Annotated in this window: 16 protein-coding genes; 7 read left to right on the top strand and 9 right to left on the bottom strand. The window is 66.6% G+C overall.

Going from position 1 to position 20,262, the window contains the following annotated elements; all coding sequences use genetic code 11:
- Position 1: 1 nt before the first annotated feature.
- From QW863_RS30190 to QW863_RS30180, 3 genes are read right to left on the bottom strand one after another with little or no spacing between them, the layout of a single operon-like run.
- Positions 2–796 (bottom strand): ABC transporter permease, encoded by a 795-nt coding sequence (locus QW863_RS30190; protein WP_315713660.1) that lies wholly within the window; start codon positions 794–796, stop codon positions 2–4.
- A 5-nt stretch (positions 797–801) separates the two neighbouring features.
- A complete protein-coding gene (locus QW863_RS30185; protein ID WP_315713566.1) occupies positions 802–1,656 on the bottom strand; it encodes an ABC transporter permease in 855 nt (284 codons plus the stop codon).
- Entirely contained in the window at positions 1,653–2,708 is a 1,056-nt protein-coding gene (locus QW863_RS30180) for an ABC transporter ATP-binding protein (protein ID WP_315713567.1), read from the bottom strand. Before QW863_RS30180 ends, QW863_RS30185 begins: the two co-directional genes overlap by 4 nt.
- Before the next feature lie 179 nt (positions 2,709–2,887).
- Between QW863_RS30180 and QW863_RS30175 the strand changes: the two genes are divergently transcribed.
- Entirely contained in the window at positions 2,888–3,709 is an 822-nt protein-coding gene (locus tag QW863_RS30175) for an IclR family transcriptional regulator (protein ID WP_315713568.1), read from the top strand.
- A gap of 192 nt (positions 3,710–3,901) precedes the next feature.
- Here the strand turns inward: QW863_RS30175 and QW863_RS30170 are convergent, their stop codons facing one another.
- The 6 genes from QW863_RS30170 to QW863_RS30145 all read right to left on the bottom strand — a co-directional run bounded on the left by QW863_RS30170 (position 3,902) and on the right by QW863_RS30145 (position 10,607).
- Positions 3,902–4,912 (bottom strand): CobW family GTP-binding protein, encoded by a 1,011-nt coding sequence (locus QW863_RS30170; protein ID WP_315713569.1) that lies wholly within the window; start codon positions 4,910–4,912, stop codon positions 3,902–3,904.
- A complete protein-coding gene (locus QW863_RS30165; RefSeq protein WP_315713570.1) occupies positions 4,909–6,528 on the bottom strand; it encodes an amidohydrolase family protein in 1,620 nt (539 codons plus the stop codon). Before QW863_RS30165 ends, QW863_RS30170 begins: the two co-directional genes overlap by 4 nt.
- 217 nt (positions 6,529–6,745) lie before the next feature.
- Entirely contained in the window at positions 6,746–7,576 is an 831-nt protein-coding gene (locus tag QW863_RS30160; protein WP_315713571.1) for an ABC transporter permease, read from the bottom strand.
- 81 nt (positions 7,577–7,657) lie between these two features.
- The gene (locus tag QW863_RS30155; RefSeq protein ID WP_315713572.1) at positions 7,658–8,689 is read right to left on the bottom strand and encodes a PotD/PotF family extracellular solute-binding protein; all 1,032 of its coding nucleotides are present in this window, start codon (positions 8,687–8,689) and stop codon (positions 7,658–7,660) included.
- 29 nt (positions 8,690–8,718) lie between these two features.
- Positions 8,719–9,783, bottom strand: coding sequence for an ABC transporter ATP-binding protein (locus QW863_RS30150; protein WP_315713573.1), 1,065 nt, complete (start codon positions 9,781–9,783; stop codon positions 8,719–8,721).
- Positions 9,783–10,607 carry an ABC transporter permease gene (locus QW863_RS30145; RefSeq protein ID WP_315713574.1) on the bottom strand — a complete coding sequence of 275 codons (825 nt, stop codon included), beginning with the start codon at positions 10,605–10,607 and terminating at the stop codon, positions 9,783–9,785. The genes QW863_RS30150 and QW863_RS30145 overlap by 1 nt, the downstream gene beginning before the upstream one ends.
- A 454-nt stretch (positions 10,608–11,061) precedes the next feature.
- Here QW863_RS30145 and QW863_RS30140 point away from each other — a divergent pair, with 454 nt between their 5' ends.
- From QW863_RS30140 to QW863_RS30115, 6 genes are all read left to right on the top strand, one after another.
- Entirely contained in the window at positions 11,062–11,952 is an 891-nt protein-coding gene (locus QW863_RS30140; RefSeq protein WP_315713575.1) for an ABC transporter substrate-binding protein, read from the top strand.
- A 329-nt stretch (positions 11,953–12,281) separates the two neighbouring features.
- Complete coding sequence (locus QW863_RS30135; RefSeq protein ID WP_315713576.1) at positions 12,282–13,922, top strand: amino acid ABC transporter permease/ATP-binding protein; 1,641 nt, start codon at positions 12,282–12,284, stop codon at positions 13,920–13,922.
- Positions 13,923–13,980: 58 nt separating this feature from the next.
- Complete coding sequence (locus tag QW863_RS30130; RefSeq protein WP_315713577.1) at positions 13,981–15,222, top strand: acetamidase/formamidase family protein; 1,242 nt, start codon at positions 13,981–13,983, stop codon at positions 15,220–15,222.
- Positions 15,223–15,509: 287 nt separating this feature from the next.
- Positions 15,510–17,843 carry an acetamidase/formamidase family protein gene (locus QW863_RS30125; protein ID WP_315713578.1) on the top strand — a complete coding sequence of 778 codons (2,334 nt, stop codon included), beginning with the start codon at positions 15,510–15,512 and terminating at the stop codon, positions 17,841–17,843.
- A gap of 192 nt (positions 17,844–18,035) precedes the next feature.
- Positions 18,036–18,419 (top strand): RidA family protein, encoded by a 384-nt coding sequence (locus QW863_RS30120; protein WP_315713579.1) that lies wholly within the window; start codon positions 18,036–18,038, stop codon positions 18,417–18,419.
- A gap of 137 nt (positions 18,420–18,556) precedes the next feature.
- Positions 18,557–20,152 carry a gamma-glutamyltransferase gene (locus tag QW863_RS30115; RefSeq protein ID WP_315713580.1) on the top strand — a complete coding sequence of 532 codons (1,596 nt, stop codon included), beginning with the start codon at positions 18,557–18,559 and terminating at the stop codon, positions 20,150–20,152.
- The last annotated feature ends 110 nt before the right edge of the window (positions 20,153–20,262 follow it).

Below are 20,262 nucleotides of genomic sequence, written 5' to 3'. Positions count from 1 at the left end.
ATCAGCCTTGGCCCACGAGGATCTTGTCGAGGCCGAAGATGCGGTCGAGCAGCATCATCGCCGCCGCCGTCACCGCGATCATCAGCGCCGATACGGCGGCCATCATCGGATCGATCGATTCGGTCGCGTACATGTACATGCGCACCGGCAGGGTGATCGTGGCGGGCGAGGTGATGAAGATCGACATCGTGAGCTCGTCGAAGGAGTTGATGAAGGCGAGCAGCCAGCCGCCGGTGATGCCGGGCAGGATCATCGGCACGGTGATGCGGCGGAACACGATCCAGCTGGAAGCGCCCAGGGTCACCGCCGCCTGCTCGGCGCTGCGGTCGAGGCCGGACAGGGCGGCCAGAACCAAGCGGAGCACATAAGGCGTGACGACGACAACGTGACCTGCGGTCAGCCACAGCAGGCTGCCGGTGGCGCCGAGCAGCGCGAACAGCCGCAGCAGCGCAACGCCGAGCACGAGATGCGGGATCATCAGGGGCGACAGGAACAGCGCGTTCAGCGCCGCGCGGCCGCGGAAGTCGTAGCGGTCGAGCGCGAGGCCGGCGGCGACCGCGAGCACGACCGCGATCGTCGCGGCTGTTGCCGCAACCCACAGGCTGTTGAGGAAGGAGGCGACGAAATCCGGATGCGCGAACACGGCTGTGAACCAGCGCAGCGAGACCTGCGTGGTCGGCAATGTCAACGTGTTGGCCGGCGTGAACGCGACGAGGCAGATCACGATGAGCGGCGCCAGCACGAAGCCAGTGACGAGCGCATGAAAGACCAGGGCGATCGGACCGTTGTGGCGCATGCCGCTCACCCCAACATCCGCCTGGCGCGCGCCTCGACGACGCGCTGATAGGCCAGCATGAGCACGAGGTTCGTGACCAACACCAGGATCGCGATGGCGGCCCCCAGCGGCCAGTTCAGCTCGTGCATGTATTCGTCATAGACCAGCGTCGCCGCCATCTTCAGCCGCCGGCCGCCGAGCAGCGCGGGGATCGCGAAGGCCGACGCCGACAGTCCGAACACCACCAGGCTGCCCGACAGCAGCCCCATCGTCACCTGCGGCAGCACTACGCGGCGCAGCGCCGTGAAGCGCGAGGCGCCGAGCGTCCAGGCGGCGGCCTCGACCATCGGATCGAGCTTCTGCAGCGATGTCCAGACCGGGATGACCATGAACGGCAGCATCACATGGACGAGCGCGATGACGATGGCCGTCTCAGTATAGAGCATCCTGACCGTGCCGAGCCCGAGCGCACGGAAGGCCTCGTTGACGAGGCCCGTGGGGCCGAGCAGCATGCTCCAGCCAAAGGCGCGCACCACGACCGAAACCAGCAGCGGGCCGATGATCGCGAGCAGGAACGCCGAGCGCCAGGGCTCGCGCATGCGCGCCAGGATGTAGGCCTCGGGCGCGCCGATCACGGCGCAGATCAGCGTGGTCAGCGCGGCGAGCCGCAGCGTGCGCCAGAAGATATTGAGAAAGTAGCTGTCGGAGAGGATGCCGATGTAGTGCGCCAGCGTGGTCTCGTCCTTGACGCCGGTCGCGGCGTCATAGACGTGGAACGACAGCGCCAGGGTGAGCCCGAGCGGCACGACCACCAATGCGGTGAACAGCAGCGCGCCCGGCGCCGCCAGCAGCCATGGTGTCGTCGCGCGCGTGCCGCTCATGCCGACTGCGCTCCGTCGGGCTTCGACGCGCGTGCGCTGGCGCTGCTCCAGGCGAGACCGACCTGATCGCCCTCGCACGCCGGCTCCTCGCCCGCATTGGGCAGGGCGACGCCGATCAATCCGGCGGGCGTCTCCACGGTGAAGAACCAGGTGCTGCCGAGGAAGAAGCGCGCTCTGATGCGGCCATCGAGCACGCCGGCGCCGGGAGTTGTCAGGCCGATCTTCTCCGGCCGGATCGCGAGCACGGCGGCCGTGCCGTCGGTGAGGTCAGCCCCCTCGCACGGCAGCAGGCGCCCGCCGATCTCGACGCCGCCGTTGCGCCGCACGCCGGACAGCCGGTTCATCTTGCCGACGAAGGAGGAGATGAACGGCGTCACCGGATTTTCGTAGAGCCGATAGGGCGCGTCGATCTGCATGATGCGGCCCTGCTCCATCACCACCACGCGATCGCTCATCGACAGCGCCTCGCTCTGGTCGTGCGTCACCATGATCGTGGTGGTGCCGACGCGCTGCTGGATGCCGCGCAGTTCGAACTGCATCTCCTCGCGCAGCTTGGCGTCGAGATTGGACAAGGGCTCGTCGAGCAGCAGCACCGGCGGATCGATGACGAGCGCGCGCGCCACCGCGACGCGCTGACGCTGCCCGCCGGAGAGCTGGCGTGGATAGCGGTCGGCTAGCGCGGCGAGTTGCACCAGCGCCAGCGCCTGTTTGACGCGCGCCTCGCGCTCGGCCCTGATCACCTTGCGCATTTCGAGTCCGAAGGCGACGTTCTGCGCCACCGTCATGTGCGGAAACAGCGCGTAGCTCTGGAAGACGATGCCGAGGCCGCGGCGATCGGGCTTCTCGTGGGTGATGTCGCGACCGTCGAGCGTGATGCGCCCCGACGTCGGCTCGACCAGGCCGGCGATCATCTGCAGCGTCGTGGTCTTGCCGCAGCCGGAGGGGCCGAGCAGCGAGATGAACTCGCCCTTGGCGACGCTGAGATTGACGTCGCTGACCGCAGCGACATCGCCGTAGAGCTTCGTCAGACCGTCCAGCGTCAGGAAACCCATGCGTCCTCGCGCGGGAGGCTCCCTTCGCCATCAGCAGGGATTGCCGCCCTGGGGCTCTTTCATGCCGGCGGGCCACGCAGATGGTCAATCATATATTCCGATATCCTGAATTTTTCTGTCTAAAATTCTGATATATGAAATCTATGCGACGAATTTGACTCCATCATTCACCAGATCAGATGACGACAGCCGACACCGATTCGTCCTCCAGCCTTCGCCGGGCCCTGAAGCTGCTGCGCATCCTCGCCGAGGGCGACCCCGACGGGCTGCGGCTGAAGGACATCGCGGAGACCGCGGGCTGCAGCCAGCCGACCGCGCATCGCATGCTGCAGGACCTCGCCGCCGAGGGTTTCGCCGAACAGGCCGCCGGCAAGCGCTATCGCCTGGCGCTCGACTTCTACGTGCTCGCCGCACGCGCGGGCCAAGCCAGCGGCCTGCGCGAGGCGGCGCGGCCGGCGCTGCTGCGGCTGTCGGCGACCTTGAGCGACACGATCTTCCTTTTGGTGCGCAACGGCTTCGATGCGGTCTGTCTCGACCGCGTCGAAGGACCGTTTCCAATCCGCTCCTTCACCGGCGACATCGGCGGCAAGGTGCCGCTCGGGCTTGGCCAGGGCAGCCTCACGATTCTCGCCAACCTGCCCGAGGACGAGCAGGAGGCCGTGATCCGCTTCAACATCCCGCGCCTGCTCGATCGCGGCTTCCTCGACGAGGCCTCGCTGCGCAATGCGCTGGCGCAGGCGCGCGCGCAAGGCTGGGTCAATACCAGCACCGGCCTCATTCCCGGCATGGCCGGCGTCGGCGTGCCCGTGCTCGACGCGCGGGGCAACGCGGTGGCGGCGCTCAGCGTGGGCACGCTGGCGGAGCGGCTGAACGCGGACCGGCTGCCGCATGTCGTGAAGATCCTGCAGGGCGAGGCGCAGGTGCTGGCCGGCAAGCTCAACCCGTTCGACGTGGCTTTGCGCTATCCATCACGGAGCTTGAGCACGATCGGGGGGAATTAGTCCTTCTCCATCACGACCACCGTCATTCCGGGGCAAGGCCGCAGGCCTTGAACCCGGAATCCCGACGTTGCCTTGCGTTCGTTCCCAACAATCTCGAGATTCCGGGTTCAATCGCGCACACGCCGTCGCGTGTGCACGATTGCCCCGGAATGACGGTGAGTTGCTCGGCGCCGTGCAACTTACGTTAGGCGCTCAGGTCACCCACTCCGCGCGGATGCCGCCCTTCCCAACTTCGCGCTCGGGCTCGCGCCAGGCAAAGGTGAACAACCCCATCGGCTCGACCTGTTCGAGCTCATCGCGGGCAATGTCGCGCGCGATCACGACGATGAAGGGCGCCGGCGGTTTCTCGACCTTCAATTGCCGCGGCGGCGAGAACACCGTGCCGACGCTTTCGACCAGCAGCGGCCGCGGCGCCTCGTGGATCTTCACCAGGCCCTTGATCCGCAGCAGGCGCTCGCCGAGCCGGCCTGCGACATTGTCGAGCCAGCCGGCGAGATCGGCATAGGCGATCTCCGCCCGCGGGCGGACGAGGCAGAGCGCGAGGCGCGGATGCGCGGCGGTCAGATCAGGCGCGACCTCGCGCAGCGGCAGCGAAGCCGTGAGTGGCGCGAACGCAGCCGCTACGATCACGGCGCGATCGGCGTTGGCGATGGGCTCCGCGACAGGATTGAGCTGCGCAATCGAGACCGGCGATCCAGCCAAGGCGGCCGGCGCGAGGTCGGCCTTGGTCGCAACGATGCGGTGCGCTGCGGCCCATTGCGCCGCAGCCTCCTCAAATGCGGCGACGGCCAGCCCGCGCGTGAGGTCATAGGTTGCGATGACCGCAACGCGCATGCGATGCTCGGCGAGCGTTGCAAGCTGGCGCAGCACGGGGCCGGGCATCGACAGGCCCGAGGTCTCCAGGATGATCCGGCGCAACGTCTGCAGCCCATCCGGCCGCGGCGCCATGATCAGGCGGTCGATGGTGAAGGCGAGGTCGCTGCCGACCTGGCAGCACACGCAGCCGTTCGACAGCATCGCCATCGGCACGTCGTCGCCGCTCTCGCGCAACAGGACGCCGTCCAGCCCGACCTCGCCGGCCTCGTTGACGATGACAGCGGTGTCCGACGCCGTTTCCGCGGTCAGTACATCGCGCAGCAGCGACGTCTTGCCCGAGCCGAGAAAGCCGGTGAGGACGAAGAAGTCGATGCTGCCGACGCTCATGGTGCCGCGGCGTCCTTGTCTTTATCCTTGGCGGCGTATTTCTCCGGCACGTCGCTTTCCCAGCTCGCCTTAACGAGCTCGCGCACGTCGGCCAGCAGCTCCTCCGTGTCGTAGATGATGCCGTCCTTGATCGTGTATTTGAGGCCGCGGTGCCACTCGACCGCGTTGGTCGTGTCGTTGAAGCGCATCGCGCCGGTGCCATAGAGCAGCTTGAAGTCGGTCAGCGGATTGTGGTCGTGCACCAGCATGTCGGCGCGCATGCCGATGTCGATGGTGCCGATCTCGTCCTGCAGCCCGCACAGCGCCGCGCCCTGCGAGGTCGCCGAGCGGATCACCTCCAGCGGATGGAAGCCGGCCTCCTGCAGCAACTCGAGCTCGCGGACATAGCCGAAGCCGAAGATCTGGTAGATGAAGCCGGAATCCGATCCGGTGCAGACACGGCCGCCGCGGTTCTTGTACTCGTTGATGAACGCCATCCAGAGCCGGTAGTTCTCCTTCCACTCGATCTCGTTCTGGGTCGACCAGCGATACCAGTACGAGCCATGGCCGCCGCGCTGCGGGGTGAAGTAGTCCCACATCGACTTCCAGGTGTAGTCCTTGTGCCAATAGGCCTGCCGCGCGCGCATCAGGTCGCGATTGGCGTCGTAGATCGTGAACGTCGGCACGAAAGTGAAGCCGATCTCCAGGAACTGCTCCAGCACCTCGTTCCACTTCGCCGAGCCCGGCTCGGCGCCCTGCCTGAACATCTGACCCGATACCGAGAAGCGGAAATATTCATCGGTGTAGTTGTAGTCGAGCGGGAAATTCTGGATGACGCGATCCTCGAACAGCGCCTCCGGCAGGCCGTAATAGTGCTCCGCGCTGGTCAGACCCCATTTCGCCGTGGTCAGCGCGTTCATGCGCGACACCGCCATCTGGGCGTGGTGGCAGCCGGTGCGCAGGCCGAGCGTCTTGCACTCGTCGAGCGCGGCTTCCATGATCGCGGGCGGTGCGCCGAAGAACTTGATGCCGTCGGCACCGCGCTCCTTGACCTGACGCAGCCAGCTCCGGCCCTGCTCCGGCGTGTAGATCGTCTTGACCATGTCGTTGACGGCCGGAAAGTACGCATAGGCCAGCAGCCGCGGCGAGGCGATGCTGTTGTCGGCGGCGCGCTGCTTCTGGTCGAGCATCCAGGACAGGCCATTCATCGAGCCCATCTCGCGCACGGTGGTGACGCCATGCGCGAGCCAGAGCTTGTAGACGTAGTCGACCGGCGGCACCCAGCCGTTGGCGGAGTGATAGGCGACGCCGGCATGGGCGTGGCAGTCGACGAAGCCCGGCGTCACCCATTTTCCGCGACAGTCGATCTCGTGATCGGCCGGTTCGCCAGCGTTGCCGGCATAGCCATAGCCGACGACCTTCTTGATGCTGACGATGCGACCGTTCTCGACGATGATATCGACCGGCCCGATCGGCGGCGCCCCGGTGCCGTCGATCACGACGGCGCTGCGCAGCGCCAGCCGCTTGAATGGCCCGATGCCGCGATCCCTCGTGGTGGCCTTCGGCACGATCGGCGCCGCGCCCTTGTTCCTGATGAAGGCGAGCTCATCGCCCGGCAGCGTGGCTTGGTCGGTCATGAGCGCGTTTCCTCACTGTCATAACGTAGGGTGGGCAAAGCGAAGCGTGCCCACCCTGCGTCCGTTCCTTGCAACATGGTGGGCACGGCGCTGCGCGCCTTTGCCCACCCTACGATCCGTCTTCTCGTCATTGCGAGCGCAGCGAAGCAATCCAGGGCTCCAAGGAAAGGTCTGGATTGCTTCGTCGCTGCGCTCCTCGCAATGACGGCGTCTGCCGTCATCCTGCCCGATACTTCCGCGCGAACGCGACGCTGCCGAACACCGTGAAGGCCATGGTCACCGCCAGCAGCATGAAGGCGAGTGCGGCGCCCATCGGCCAGTTGTTGCCGCGCACGAACTGGTCGTACACGGCAGGCGCCATCATCTTGAATCGCGGGCCGCCGAGAAGCACCGCCGTTGCATAGGTGTTCATGCACAAAACGAACACCAGGATCGAGCCGGCGGCGACGCCGGGAACCGACAGCGGCAGGATCACCCGCCAGAACACGCGCGCGCCTGAGGCGCCGAGATTGGCGGCGGCATATTCCAGGTCGCGGGGGATGCTCTCGATGACCGCGGACAGCGTCAGGATCATGTAGGGCAGCACAACGGCGATGATGCCGATGATGACCGCCTTGGTCGTGTACATGATCTCCAGCGGCGCGGAGATCAGGCCGAGCTTCATCAGAACCGTGTTGACGAGCCCGTCGCGCGCGAACAGCGCCATCCAGCCGGCCGAGCGCACGACATTGCCGACCAGCAGCGGAAACAGGGTCGCGATGACGACCAGGCTCTTCCAGCGGCTCTCCATGCGGCCGAGCCAATAGGCCGCCGGAAAGGCGAGAATCAGCGTGAGCAAAGTACACAGCAGCGCGATACCCAGCGTGGCCAGGATGATCTGCTGGTAGTACGGATCGGTCGCGGCCTTGACGTAGTTGTCCGGCGACAGCGCCTGCACCATCAGCTGGGTCGGGCTGAACTGGTTGAGCGAGATCCGGAACATCAGGATCATCGGCCCGACCAGCAGCGCCAGGACCAGCAGACAGGCAGGAACGACCAGCAGCGCCATCGCGCGAGCTCCGATTGCAGATAAGCGGCGCATCAGCCGCATGCTCCTGCGGCCTGCGCCGCAGGAGCATGAATTCAAGACTTACGCCTTGAACTCCTTGTTCCAGAAGTCGAGCGTACGCTGCGAGCGCCCGGCGGCATAGGCATAGTCCGGCTTCAGCAGCCGCGCGCGCTCGGCCTCGGTCAGGCTGACCTGCTTGGCGAGATCCTCCGGCAGCGACGCATCGGTGACGGTCGGGACATAGCCCATCTTGTCGGCGAAGCCGCCCTGAGCCTTGGCGTCGAGCATCGCGTCGAGATAGGCGAAACCGCCGGCCTTGTTCTTGGCGTTCTTCGGCACCGCGGCCTGGAACACGATCGCCGGCGTGCCTTCCTTCGGCACGACATGGGCGAGCGGAATGCCGGACTTCTTCCACATGAAGCCGCGGGCGAGCCACATCGTGGTCAGCCACACCTCCTCCGACTTCAGCGCCGCGGCCAGCGCCTCGTTCGACGGATAGATCTTCACGTCGAGCGAACGCCATTCCATCAGCTTCTTCTCGGCCGGATCGAGATTGCTGACGCCGCCGCCGCCGGCGAGCGCCGCGGCCAGCGTGTTGTTGGGATAGAGGATGTCGGCGAGACCGATGCGGCCGCGCCATTTCGGATCCCACAGATCGGCGAAGGATTGCGGCGGCGTCTTCACCTGGTTGGTGTTGTAGAGGATGACCTGCGCCGAATAGATGTGCGGGATCGCGATGTCGCTCTTGAGCTCCGGGAACACCTTGTCGAGCCGCTTCACCTGGGCTGCATCGACCTTTTCGAACACGTCCGACTGCGACACGATGTAGGTATCGTTGTCGGACAGGCACGACACGTCCATCGAGCCGCGGCGACTCTGTCGCTCGGCCAGCAGCTTGGTCTTGCGCGGATCGGCGTTGGCGACGTCCTGCACGATCTCGAACCCCTTCGGCGTCATGATCGGCTTATCGATGATGTCGGAGAGCAACTGGCCGTAGTCGCCGCCCCAGGTGCCGACCACGACCTGTCCGCCTTCGGCGCGGGCAGTGGGCATGCCGGAGGCCAGCGCGGCGACGCCGGCGCTGGCGGAGAGAAAATGTCGTCGCGAAATCATGGGAGAACCTCTCGCTGTGGATGGATGCGTTACGAAGATGTCTGCGGCACGAGACGCGGGACCTTGCGGTCCCACTGCAGGGACACGGGATCGTTCGGTTTGAGTGTTGCCAGCGGCTCGCTCGCGTCGGGCGTTGGCCTGACGGCCACCAGCGTCTCGTCGCCGATCGCCACCACATATTCGCTCTGCGCGCCCATATAGGTGATCGCCAGCACGCGGCCGCGCACCTCGCCGGACTCACCGGCCACCACTGCAATGCGTTCAGGCCGCAGCGCGAAGGCATCGGCATCACCGCGCTCGCCGCTGGCGACATCGACCGGCAGCAGCAGGCCGGCGCTGGTACGGAAGTTATTGGCGTCCGCACGCCGGCCGGCCAGGATGTTGCAACGGCCGACGAAGTCGGCGACGAAGGCATCCCTGGGCGAATCATACAGCTCCTGCGGTGTGCCGATCTGGCGGACGCGGCCGCCCTCCATGACCACGAGGCGGTCGGCCATCGTCAGCGCCTCCTCGCGGTCATGCGTCACCATCAAGGTGGTCAGGCCGAGCCGCTGCTGCAGCGCGCGGATCTCGAGCCGCACCTCGGCGCGCAGCTTGGCATCGAGGTTGGACAGGGGCTCGTCGAGCAGGAAGATGCGCGGATTGATCACCAGCGCCCGCGCCAGCGCGACGCGCTGCTGCTGCCCGCCCGACAATTGCCGCGGCAGCCGGTCGGCGAGATGCGACAGCCGCACCAGCCTGAGCGCCTCCTCGATCTTCGTCTTGCGCTCGGCCGCACTGATGCCGCGCATCTCCAGGCCAAAGCCGACATTGTCGGCCGCGCTCATGTGTGGAAACAGCGCGTAGGACTGGAACACCATGCCGGTCGCACGCTTGTAGGCCGGCAGATGCGTCACGTCCTCGCGGTCGAACAGCACGCGGCCGCTCGTGGGCGGCAGGAAACCCGCGACCATGCGCAAGGTGGTCGTCTTGCCGCAGCCGGAGGGTCCGAGCAGCGCGACCAGCTCGCCCTCGCCGACGGCGAGATCGAGCCCCTCCACGCCGATCGACGTGCCGAAGCGCTTGGTCAGCTTCTCCAGGGTGAGCTGCGCCATCACACCACCCGCGACAGCTTGACGAAGCGGTCGGTCGCCACCATCAGAATGCCAACCAGCGCGATCTGCACAGTGGCGACCGCGGCGAGCGTCGGATCGATGCGGAATTCGAGGTAGTTCAGCATCGCAACCGGCAAGGTGATCCGGCCGGGACCGACCAGCAGCATCGACAGATCGAGATTCTCGAAGCTCTGGATGAACGAGAACATCGCCGCCGCGACGATGCCGGAGCGCATCATCGGCAGGGTGATACGGCGGAACACCGTGAACGGGCTGGCGCCGAGATTGGCGGCGGCCTCCTCGGCGGCACGGTCGAGCCCCTGCAGGCTGGCGACCACGAGCCGCACCGTCCACGGAATCGCCAGCAGCGTATGCGCGGCGACGAGGCCTTCCGTGGTTGCCTTGATGTCGCGGTCGAGCAGGTCCTCGGCGAGCACATAGAACATGTAGAGGCCGGAGCCGGCGACGACGCCGGGCACGGCCAGCGGCGCCAGCAGGAACGACGACAGCGCCTGGCGGCCACGGAACTCGCCCCGCACGATGGCAAGCGCCGCCGCAGTGCCAATGGGCACGCCGATCGCGGTCGCGAGCAGCGCGACCTGGAAGCTGGTCACGAGGCCACGCAGAAATTCCGGCTTGCTCAGCGCGTTCGCGTACCATTTCAGCGACAGGCCCGGCGGCGGAAAGCTCACGATCTCCTGCGCGAAGAAGCTGGTCACGACGATCATGACGACGGGCGCGAAGATGATTGCGTAGGCTGTGACGATCAGTGTCCGCACTGCGAAATGGCCGAGTGATATTTGTCCCGTAAAACGGAACAGCATTGCAGACACCTCAACAAACAGATCAGCGACTTGTGCAGCGGCATCGTAGTCGGCAGCTCCGCTGCCGCCAAGCCTGTGCCACGAGTTATCGCAATGCACATTCGCATGGGCGCAGCGACGCGGCGATCCTGACGCGTGATGCGGCGGCAGCGCCATCTTGGCGCTAGCCCCGTGCGCACGTGAAACCGTCGCCGGCGCGCTCGATTTCCGACTTTCGGAATCTTCGAGGACCGAGCAGGCGGACTTGACGCCTGCGCGACGGTCCGTCGCAACGGCGCGGATTTGAGCAATGCGTGCTCAATTCTTGCACCGGCACGATCCAATATTTTGTGCGCCCACGGACAAGCCATCCGCGCAGGCCCGCACCTAAGCTTGCCTTCGAGCTTGGACCGGGGCGACGGCACCAATGCACCGCCGGACCAGCGCGACATCATCGTTCGAAGGAGCTGGCAACATGCAGACGAGGCTATTCACTGGAGCGCGGCGGGCGTGGCTTGCCGCGCTCGGCGCCATCATCGCGGCGGGACTTCTCGCCCCCATCGACGCGCAGGCGGCGACGCCCGCGGGCTGCGCGGCGCTGAAGGAGAAATATCCGGACTGGAAGGGCAAGACGCTGGTCAACGCGATCAATCCGCACACGCCGGGCTATGAGTCGATCGACCCGAAAGACCCGAGCAAATATGTCGGCTTCGACATCGATCTCGGCGAGGCGATCGGCGACTGCCTCGGCTTCAAGCTGACCTACAAGCCGGTGACCTTCGCCGCTTTGCTGACGACCTTGGCGAGCGGCCAGGCCGACATCGTCATTTCCGACATCTACGCCACCAAGGAGCGCGCCAAGGCCGCCGACTTCATCACCTACTCCAAGGTGTTCGACGGCGTGCTAGTCGCCAAGGGCAACCCGAAGGGCATCAACGGCATCAACCTGTCGATGTGCGGCGCGGCCGCGGCCGAGAACACCGGCTATGTCGAGGTGCCGCTGATCCAGGATCTCGCGCCGAAATGCAAGGAAGCCGGAAAGCCTGAGCCGACGATCCAGCTCTACGACAACAACGCCAACTGCATCCAGGCCATCCTGGCGGGGCGCGCCGACACCTATGTCAACGACGTCAACACCGTCGACCAGGCGGTGAAGGCTTATCCGGACAAGCTGGAAAAGGCGATCGCGGTCACCATCCCCTATTCGGTCGGCATCGCCGTTCCCAAGGACAAGCCGAAGTTCCGCGACGCCGTCATGGCCGCGCTGATCGAGGTGCAGAAGGAAGGCATCCATCAGGAGCTGCTGAAGAAGTGGCAGCTCGATCCGGCGAACTTCAAGGAGCCGGATATTCTCACGGCGGACTAACAGGCGCTCCGTTCGAAGGCGGATCTGTCGCCGCAGAGACAGTGCGCTCCCCTCCCCCCACGCGAAGCGGAGCTTCGCTAGGCGGGGAGGGGTCGGGGGTGGGGGTCCACACGAAGACTCTTTGCTGGGTACCCCCCTCCCCAGCCCTCCCCCACAAGGGGGGAGGGAGCGCACCAATTCCTCGGCGAAACGTGCGCGACCCATCTACCCGACCAAACTCGTAGGGTGGGCAAAGCGCAGCGTGCCCACCAACGCTGTTCCGAAGCACCGCGGTGGGCACGGCGCTTCGCGCCTTTGCCACCCTACGTAGCCAGCAGGCCTGCCAACCGATGTCACTCTTCCTGCACTATCTCAGCATGCCGTATCTGCTGCAGGGCATCGAGCTGACCCTGCAGGTCACCGCGCTCGGCCTGATCGGCGGACTAATCCTCGGCCTCGTCCTCGCGGCCATGCAGCTCAGCCGGTTCTGGCTGCTGGCGGCGATCGCACGCGGCTACACCGTGATCTTCCGCGGCACACCCCTGATCCTGCAGATGGTGTTCGCCTACGACGCGCTGCCGCATATCGGCATCAAGCTGCCGGCGGTGCTGGCGGCGGGCCTCGCACTCGCCTGCAACGAGGCGCCGTTCATCGCCGAGATGCTGCGCTCCGGCGTGCTCGGCGTCGATCGCGGCCAGCTCCTGGCCGGCCAGGCGCTCGGCATGACGCCATCAGTGCTGATGCGCCGCATCATCGCGCCGCAGGCGATCCGCACCATGATCCCCGCCTTCGGCAACGAGGCCGTGAGCGCGCTGAAGAACTCCTCGCTCGCCTCCGTCATCGCGGTGCAGGAATTGACCTTGCGTTCGACGCAGCTCGCGTCGTCCACCTTCGACTTCTTCTCGATCTTCTTCGCCTCGGGTCTCATCTATCTCGTGCTGACCGGCGCGATCAGCGTCATCCAGCTCGCGCTGGAATGGCTGCTCGATCTCGACCGCACGGCGAAGCAGCGCAAGCTGGCGGACTACCTTGCGCTATTGCTACCCTGGCGCCGCATCGGCCACGCGACGAAGCTGGAACTCGCCGAGAAAACAGCCCCTGCCATCGAGGCCGCGCCGCCGGAGCCCGCCGAACTCAAAGAAACGCCGCCGCTAGCGCTGTCGATCGAGGATCGCGCCAGGCGCGCCGCGACGGTCGCCCGCAACAATGTCGCCGTCGAGGTCACCGGGCTGCGCAAGGCCTATGACGGCCACACCGTGCTCGACGGGCTCGATCTCACCGTGCGCATCGGCGAGGTGATCGCGCTGCTCGGCCCCTCAGGCTCCGGCAAGAGCACCCTGCTCCGCTGCATCAATCACCTGGAGAACTGGGATTCCGGTGAGATCCGCGTCGGCGGCCGCAAGCTCGGCTTTGACGAGGCCGGCCGCAAGCTGTCGCCGCGCGCGATCGCCAATGAGCGCGCCAACGTCGGCGTCGGCATGGTGTTCCAGCAGTTCAACCTGTTCGGCCATCTCACCGCGAAGGAGAATGTCGCAGGTCCCTTGCGCTGGGTGCACGGCCTGGGCCGCTTCGAGGCCGAGCGCCGCGCGGCGGAGCTGCTCGACCGCGTCGGCCTGTCGCATCGCGCCGATGCGCTGCCGCGCCATCTGTCCGGAGGCCAGCAGCAGCGCGTGGCGATTGCCCGCGCGCTGGCGCCGAACCCGAGCGTGCTGCTGCTGGACGAGCCGACCTCAGCGCTCGATCCCGAGCTCGTGGGCGAGGTGTTGGAGGTGATCCGCCGGCTCGCCATCGACGATGGGCTCACCATGATCATTTCCACGCATCAGATCCGCTTCGCCGACGAGGTCGCCGACCGCGTCGCCTTCCTCAACGGCGGCGTCATTCTCGAGCAGGGTCCGGCGCACGAGGTGCTCTCCAATCCGCGTCACCCGCTGACTGCGCGCTTCCTCTCGGTGATGGACGCCGAGCGGCCGAAGGATGCGGTCGCATGAGTTCATCCTTCACGTCAACATCAACAATCTCGCGTCCGATCTTTCATGAGGCCCTTGTATGAAGCACCATCTGCTGCCGGTGTCCCCGAAGACCATCCATTGGGGATATTTTTCCAAGGTGGTGACACCGGCTCTCACCTTGCGCTCCGGCGACCGCGCCACGATCGAGACGCTGACGCATCACGCCAACGACGACTACGAGCGCATGATCAAGGACGATCCCGGCGCCGAGAGCGTGTTCAAGTGGACGAGGGAGCACAAGGCCGTCGCGCGGCGCGGCTCCGGCCCGACCGAAGGCCCGTTCATCCGCGGCTCCGGCGAGGGCATCGGCGTGCATCTGCTCACCGGCCCGGTTGCGATCGAGAGCGCCGAGCCCGGCGACGTGCTGGAGGTGCGCATCCTCGACATCAGGCCGCGGCCGAGCCAGTGCGGCTGCCATGCCGGCAGATGCTTCGGCTCCAACGCCGCCGCCAATTGGGGCTTTCACTATCACGACCTGATCGAGGAGCCGAAGCCGCGCGAGGTCATCACCATCTACGAGCTGGACACCGCGGGGGAGCCGTTCGCCAGGGCGGTCTACAACTACGTCTGGACGCCGCAGACCGACCCCGACGGCATCGTGCATCCGACCATCGACTATCCCGGCGTGCCGGTCGACCACGCGACGATCAGGAAGCGCGAGAACATCATGCCGGGCATCAAGGTGCCGGCGCGGCTGCATTTTGGCACGATGGGGCTCGCGCCATCGGAAGCCGACTACGTGTCCTCGATCCCGCCGAGCTACACCGGCGGCAACATCGACGACTGGCGCATCGGCAAGGGCGCGCGGATGTACTATCCGGTCGCCGTGCCCGGCGCCTATTTCTCGGTCGGCGATCCTCATGCCGCGCAAGGTGACAGCGAGCTCGGCGGCACCGCGATCGAGACCTCGCTCACCGGCGACTTCGAGTTCATCCTGCACAAGAAGAACGATCTCGGCGGCACCCAGCTCGAAGGCCTCACACATCCGCTGCTCGAGACCAACGACGCCTGGTCGGTCTACGGCTTCACCTATCCGAACTATCTCGCCGAACTCGGCGCCAATGCGCAGACCGAGATCGCCAACCATTCCAGCCTCGACCGCGCCATGCGCGACGCCTTCCGCAAGCTGCGCCGCTTCCTGATGACGGTGCATCATCTCAGCGAGGACGAGGCGATCTCGCTGTTGTCGGTCGGCGCCGATTTCGGCGTCACCCAGGTGGTGGACGCCAATTGGGGCGTGCATGGCACGATCCGCAAGAACGTGTTCCGGTGTGAGTGAGGTCGACGTCGGGCACCCTCTCGCCCAGCGCAAGGTGCGCTCCCTCCCCCGCTTGCGGGGGAGGGTCGGGGTGGGGGCGCCCCAAGCGACACCGCCGCTGTGGACCCCCACCCCTAACCCCTCCCCGCAAGGGGAGGGGAACAGACCGCGCGCGCGGCGACAGCCCCAGCGACAACGACACCAGGAGCCGACGACTGACGCGCACCGAAACGCCGATGCCAAAACGACAAACGGTCAAGCTCATCTGGCACGGGGGTTGCTTCGCGTTCCCGGACCCGGGGCGTGCCATGAGTTTTCGTCCGTTCACCAGCGAATCCTATTCCGAGGGCGAGCGTCCGGAGGCGTGGCGCGACGTGCTGAATGCGGTCGGGCTGCAGCCCGCGGCGAAGACGCCATTCTATGATGGCCATGCCACCGCCTCGCATCGCCATGCGCCGGGCATCGCGCTCTCGCGGCTGTCGGCCGGCGCGCAGGTGGTCACTGCGGTTCCGCAGCCCCACGAAGACCTGCCGATCGTGCTGCTGGCGATCGAGGACGGCGCCGTGCTCCGGAGCGGCGACAGCCACCGCATCGTGCCCGCGGGGCATCTGATGCTGCTGCCGCGCACGGGAGACTGGGGGATCGCCTTCCAGCGCGACCTGCGCGCGATCGTGCTGTCGGTGACGGCGGACGCCCTGCATGGCCGCATCAGCGGCAAGCTGAAATTGGCCAGGCCCCAGGTGATCGCGCCGAGCGGTCTTGCCGACGTGGTCTGCCGCACCATCGAGGCCACCGCGCGGGCGCTCGAAACCCTCAGCGATGCCGAATGGAGCACGGTCGCACAGAGCCTGGTCGATCTGCTGCTGACGCTCGCCCATCAACAAGCGGTGCCGGCAACGGAGGCCGGCAGCAGCGCGACGCAGGCCGCGATCCTTCACCGGATCTGCCAGACCATCGAGCGGCGGCTCGACGATGCCGAGCTGACGCCGGCGCGGGTGGCCCAGGCCGAAGGCATCTCAGAGCGCTATCTGCAGAAATTGTTCGAAGGCGCTGGTGATAATTTCAGTCACTACGTGAGGGAACGGCGGCTGCAGCGGGCCTGGACCGACCTGTCCAATCCGGCCGAAGCCAACCATTCGATCTCGGAGATCGCCTATCGCTACGGCTTCGCCGATTCGGCACATTTCAGCCGCAGCTTCCGCGCCCGCTTCGGCCTGTCGCCGCGCGAGTTCCGGCAGCAGAAGGCCGAGCAGGCGATCACGTCGGCGACTCCGCGCGGCCAGCGCGGCTGGCCGCAGGACGCGCTGGCGCAGCAGCGCGTCTGCGAGAGGCCGGCGTCAACCAGGAGCGACATCGCCCTACCCGCGCCGGCCAACGACCAGGATGCGCGGCGGCATCACCATCATCTCGCGGTGTCGGCCGAACGGGTGCATTGGGGCTATTTCAGCCGCTCGCTGCCGCCGCAGATCGAAATCGCATCCGGCGACACGATCACGGTGGAGACGCTGACCCAGCATGCCTCCGATGATCCCGAGCTGATGATCGCAGGCGATGCCGCTGCGCTCAGCGTGTTCGGCTGGACCAAGGCCAAGAAGAACGTCGACCGCCGCGGCGCCGGTCCGATGGACGCCAGCGTGTTCGGCCGCGGCGCCGGCGAAGGCTTTGGCGTCCACATCTGCACCGGCCCGGTCGCGATCAAGGACGCGCAGCCCGGCGACGTGCTCGAAGTTCGCATCCTCGACATCGTGCCGCGGCCAAGCAAGAGCAGGACGCATGAAGGCCGTGTGTTCGGCTCCAGCGTCGCGGCGTGGTGGGGCTATCACTACAACGAACTGATTGCAGCACCGGCGCCGCGCGAGGCGGTGACGATCTACGAGATCTTTGCCGGCGATCCCGAGCCGCATGCGCGCGCGCTCTATTCCTACCGCTGGGAGCCGCAGACCGATCCGGCCGGAGTCGTCCACGCGACCTACGACTATCCCGGTGTGCCGGTGGCGCCCGGCAGCATCAAGCGCCGCCACGGCGTGCTCGACAACATCCGCATTCCGCTGCGGCCGCATTTCGGCGTGATCGCGGTGGCGCCGCGCGAGGTCGACTTCGTCGATTCGATTCCGCCGTCCTATTTCGGCGGCAATCTTGACAATTGGCGGCTGGGCAAGGGCGCGACCGTGTATCTCCCCGTCGCGGTTCCCGGCGCGCTGCTGTCGGTCGGCGACCCCCACGCCACGCAAGGCGACGGCGAGCTCGGCGGCACGGCGATTGAATGCTCGATGACTGGCACGTTTCAGGTCATCCTGCACAAGAAGGCGCAGCTCGCGGGGCAGCCGTTCGCCGATCTCTCTTACCCGCTGATCGAGACCGCGACCGACTGGGTGCTGACCGGCTTCAGCCACCCGAACTATCTCGCAGAGTTCGGCGCGCAAGGCCAAAGCGAGGTCTACGCGACCTCCTCGCTCGACCTCGCGATGAAGGATGCCTTCCGCAAGATGCGCCGCTTCTTGATGCACATCAAAGGCCTCAGCGAGGACGAGGCGGTCGCGCTGATGTCGGCGGCGGTGGACTTCGGCGTCACGCAGGTCGTCGACGGCAATTGGGGAGTGCACGCGATCCTGAGCAAGCGGCTGTTCGAGGATGCGGGCTGACTCTCGATCCAATCGCCGCGTCCCGGAATTCCGTCATTGCGAGCGAAGCGACTTGTCCGCCGAAGCTCGAAGAGCGAAGGCGGAAGCAATCCAGGGCGTCACGCTCGGCCCTGGATTGCTTCGTCGCTTCGCTCCTCGCAATGACGGCTTTTGTTGTGTTTCGAGCGAAGCCCCGAACAAAGGACCATCCCCATGCAGTTCCACATGATCTCCGGCGCGACGAGGCCGGTGGCGCCGTTCAGCCACGCGGTCGAAACCGACGACTTCGTGTTCGTCACCGGCCAGATGCCGGACTCGCCGGAGGCGCCGGGCGTGCTGCCGGAGGGGATCGTGCATCAGACGAAGGCGGTGATGCAGAACTTGAAGTACATCCTCCAAGGTCTTAACCTTGGCCTCGAACATATTGTGATGTCTCGGATTTACCTGACCGAGTTCAAGCGCGATTACGCGGCGATGAATGAAACCTATCGTTCATTCTTCCCGCCGGACCGGCTGCCGGCCCGCACCTGCGTCGGCGTCACCGGCCTTGCCTATGACGCGCTGATCGAGATCGATCTGGTCTGCCGAAGACCATAGTACCCATTGGTAAACATCTCCTCAACGCGAGGCCCCGTCATTCGATCCGGGCTGGGGAGCGTCCCGCTGTTGCCGATTGTGTGCCGAGGCCCGGCGGTGTCAATTCGCCGGACCATCAGGCGGGATCGGGGAGTGCCATGCCGTATCAGTTTTCCAATCGTCAGCAGATCCGCAAGCCGGCGGTGACCAGCAAGGGCGGCATTGTCGCGGCGCAGTCACGGCGCGCCGCCGAGGTCGGGGCCGAGGTGCTGGCCGCAGGCGGCGACTGCGTCGATGCCGTGGTGGCGACCGGCTTTGCGCTCGGCGTGCTCGAGCCGTGGATGAGCGGCCTCGGCGGCGGCGGCGCCATGCTGCTGTACCGCGCCAGGGACAACCACGTCGAGGTGATCGACTACGGCATGCGCGCGCCCGACAGCCTTGATGCCGCGGACTATCCGCTGGCCAACGACGGCAGCGTCGCGGCAGACATCTTTCCCTGGCCCCGCGTCAAGGACGACCGCAATCTGCACGGCCCCGGCGCGATCGCAGTGCCCGGCGTCGTCGCGGGCATGGAGGCGGCGCATCGCCGCTACGCGCGGCTGCCGTGGCAGGATCTCGTCACGCCGAGCGTGAAGCTCGCCGCCGAGGGCTTGCTGGTGGACTGGTGGACCACCGTGATGATCTCGAGCTGCGCCGCCGACCTGCGCCGCTATCCCGGCAGCGCCGCGGCCTATCTGAAGGATGGCTTGCCGCCGAATCCGCAATGGGGCGCCAAGGCGGTGACGCGGCTGCCGCAGGAGCAGCTGAAGGCGACGCTGGCACATCTTGCCAGCGCCGGCGCGCGCGACTTCTACCGCGGCGACATCGCCCGCTCGCTGACTCGCGACATCCAGGCCGCCGGCGGCGCGCTCTCGGTGGATGACCTCGCCGCGTTCGAGGCGCATGTCCGCGATCCCCTGCGCATCCCCTATCGCGGCGGCACGGTGTTCGCGACGCCGGAGCTGACGGCCGGCCCGACGCTGGCTCACGCGCTGCGGCTGATGCAGGCGCGCGTGACGGCATCGGGCAAGGCGCCGGATGCAAGCACGTTCATCGCCTATGCCGAGGCGGTGCAGTCGGCGTACCGCGAACGGCTGAACGACATGGGCGATGCGCCTGGCAAGCGCGCGCTCGGCGCCGAATATCTCGCGCCGGCCTGCACCACGCACTATTCGGTGGTGGACCGCGACGGCAACATGGCGGCGGTGACGCAGACGCTGCTGTCGGGCTTCGGCTCGAAATTCCAGGCGCCGCAGAGCGGCATCATGATGAACAACGGGATCATGTGGTTCGACCCGACGCCCGGCACGACGAACTCGCTGGCTCCGGGCAAGCGCTGCCTCACCAACTACACGCCGGTGGTGGCGCAGGCCGCCGATGGCCGTCGCCTCGCCCTCGGCGCCTCCGGCGGCCGCCGCATCCTGCCCGCCGTGGCACAGATGCTGTCCTTCGTGATGGACTTTGGCATGGATCTCGATACGGCGATCCACCAGCCGCGCATCGACGCCAGCGAAGGTGACGTGGTCGGCGCCGACACCCGGCTGCCGGCGGAGGTGATGGACGTGCTGACAGCGAAGTTCGAGACCGTGCCGGCGCCGGTGCAAACCATGCCGATGAAATTCGCCTGCCCCAGCATCGTGCTGCGCCAGGGCGACGTGAACAGCGGCGCCACCGAGATCGCGCACGCCTGGGGCGATGCGGTGGCCGAGCGCTGAGGCGATCAGCGCCGGATTCGAGATATCGCCACGATGACGGTGAACTCCCCTCCCCCTTGCGGGGAGGGGTCGGGGGTGGGGGTCCACGAGTCACGCTCGATGTGAGGAGC

Source organism: Bradyrhizobium sp. SZCCHNR1017, from assembly GCF_032381375.1.
GTDB lineage: Bacteria > Pseudomonadota > Alphaproteobacteria > Rhizobiales > Xanthobacteraceae > Bradyrhizobium.
Note: the sequence above shows the minus strand (reverse complement) of the source record. Positions and strands in the feature narration are given on the sequence as shown.

What these genes read in the sequence shown, in the direction of transcription:
- QW863_RS30120 (WP_315713579.1), top strand. Translation starts at nt 18,036, where the DNA reads ATGCAGTTCCACATGATCTCCGGCGCGACGAGGCCGGTGGCGCCGTTC.
- QW863_RS30145 (WP_315713574.1), bottom strand. Translation starts at nt 10,607, where the DNA reads ATGCTGTTCCGTTTTACGGGACAAATATCACTCGGCCATTTCGCAGTG.
- QW863_RS30170 (WP_315713569.1), bottom strand. Translation starts at nt 4,912, where the DNA reads ATGAGCGTCGGCAGCATCGACTTCTTCGTCCTCACCGGCTTTCTCGGC.
- QW863_RS30160 (WP_315713571.1), bottom strand. Translation starts at nt 7,576, where the DNA reads ATGGCGCTGCTGGTCGTTCCTGCCTGTCTGCTGGTCCTGGCGCTGCTG.
- QW863_RS30155 (WP_315713572.1), bottom strand. Translation starts at nt 8,689, where the DNA reads ATGATTTCGCGACGACATTTTCTCTCCGCCAGCGCCGGCGTCGCCGCG.
- QW863_RS30140 (WP_315713575.1), top strand. Translation starts at nt 11,062, where the DNA reads ATGCAGACGAGGCTATTCACTGGAGCGCGGCGGGCGTGGCTTGCCGCG.
- QW863_RS30180 (WP_315713567.1), bottom strand. Translation starts at nt 2,708, where the DNA reads ATGGGTTTCCTGACGCTGGACGGTCTGACGAAGCTCTACGGCGATGTC.
- QW863_RS30125 (WP_315713578.1), top strand. Translation starts at nt 15,510, where the DNA reads ATGAGTTTTCGTCCGTTCACCAGCGAATCCTATTCCGAGGGCGAGCGT.
- QW863_RS30135 (WP_315713576.1), top strand. Translation starts at nt 12,282, where the DNA reads ATGTCACTCTTCCTGCACTATCTCAGCATGCCGTATCTGCTGCAGGGC.
- QW863_RS30175 (WP_315713568.1), top strand. Translation starts at nt 2,888, where the DNA reads ATGACGACAGCCGACACCGATTCGTCCTCCAGCCTTCGCCGGGCCCTG.
- QW863_RS30190 (WP_315713660.1), bottom strand. Translation starts at nt 796, where the DNA reads ATGCGCCACAACGGTCCGATCGCCCTGGTCTTTCATGCGCTCGTCACT.
- QW863_RS30150 (WP_315713573.1), bottom strand. Translation starts at nt 9,783, where the DNA reads ATGGCGCAGCTCACCCTGGAGAAGCTGACCAAGCGCTTCGGCACGTCG.
- QW863_RS30130 (WP_315713577.1), top strand. Translation starts at nt 13,981, where the DNA reads ATGAAGCACCATCTGCTGCCGGTGTCCCCGAAGACCATCCATTGGGGA.
- QW863_RS30115 (WP_315713580.1), top strand. Translation starts at nt 18,557, where the DNA reads ATGCCGTATCAGTTTTCCAATCGTCAGCAGATCCGCAAGCCGGCGGTG.
- QW863_RS30165 (WP_315713570.1), bottom strand. Translation starts at nt 6,528, where the DNA reads ATGACCGACCAAGCCACGCTGCCGGGCGATGAGCTCGCCTTCATCAGG.
- QW863_RS30185 (WP_315713566.1), bottom strand. Translation starts at nt 1,656, where the DNA reads ATGAGCGGCACGCGCGCGACGACACCATGGCTGCTGGCGGCGCCGGGC.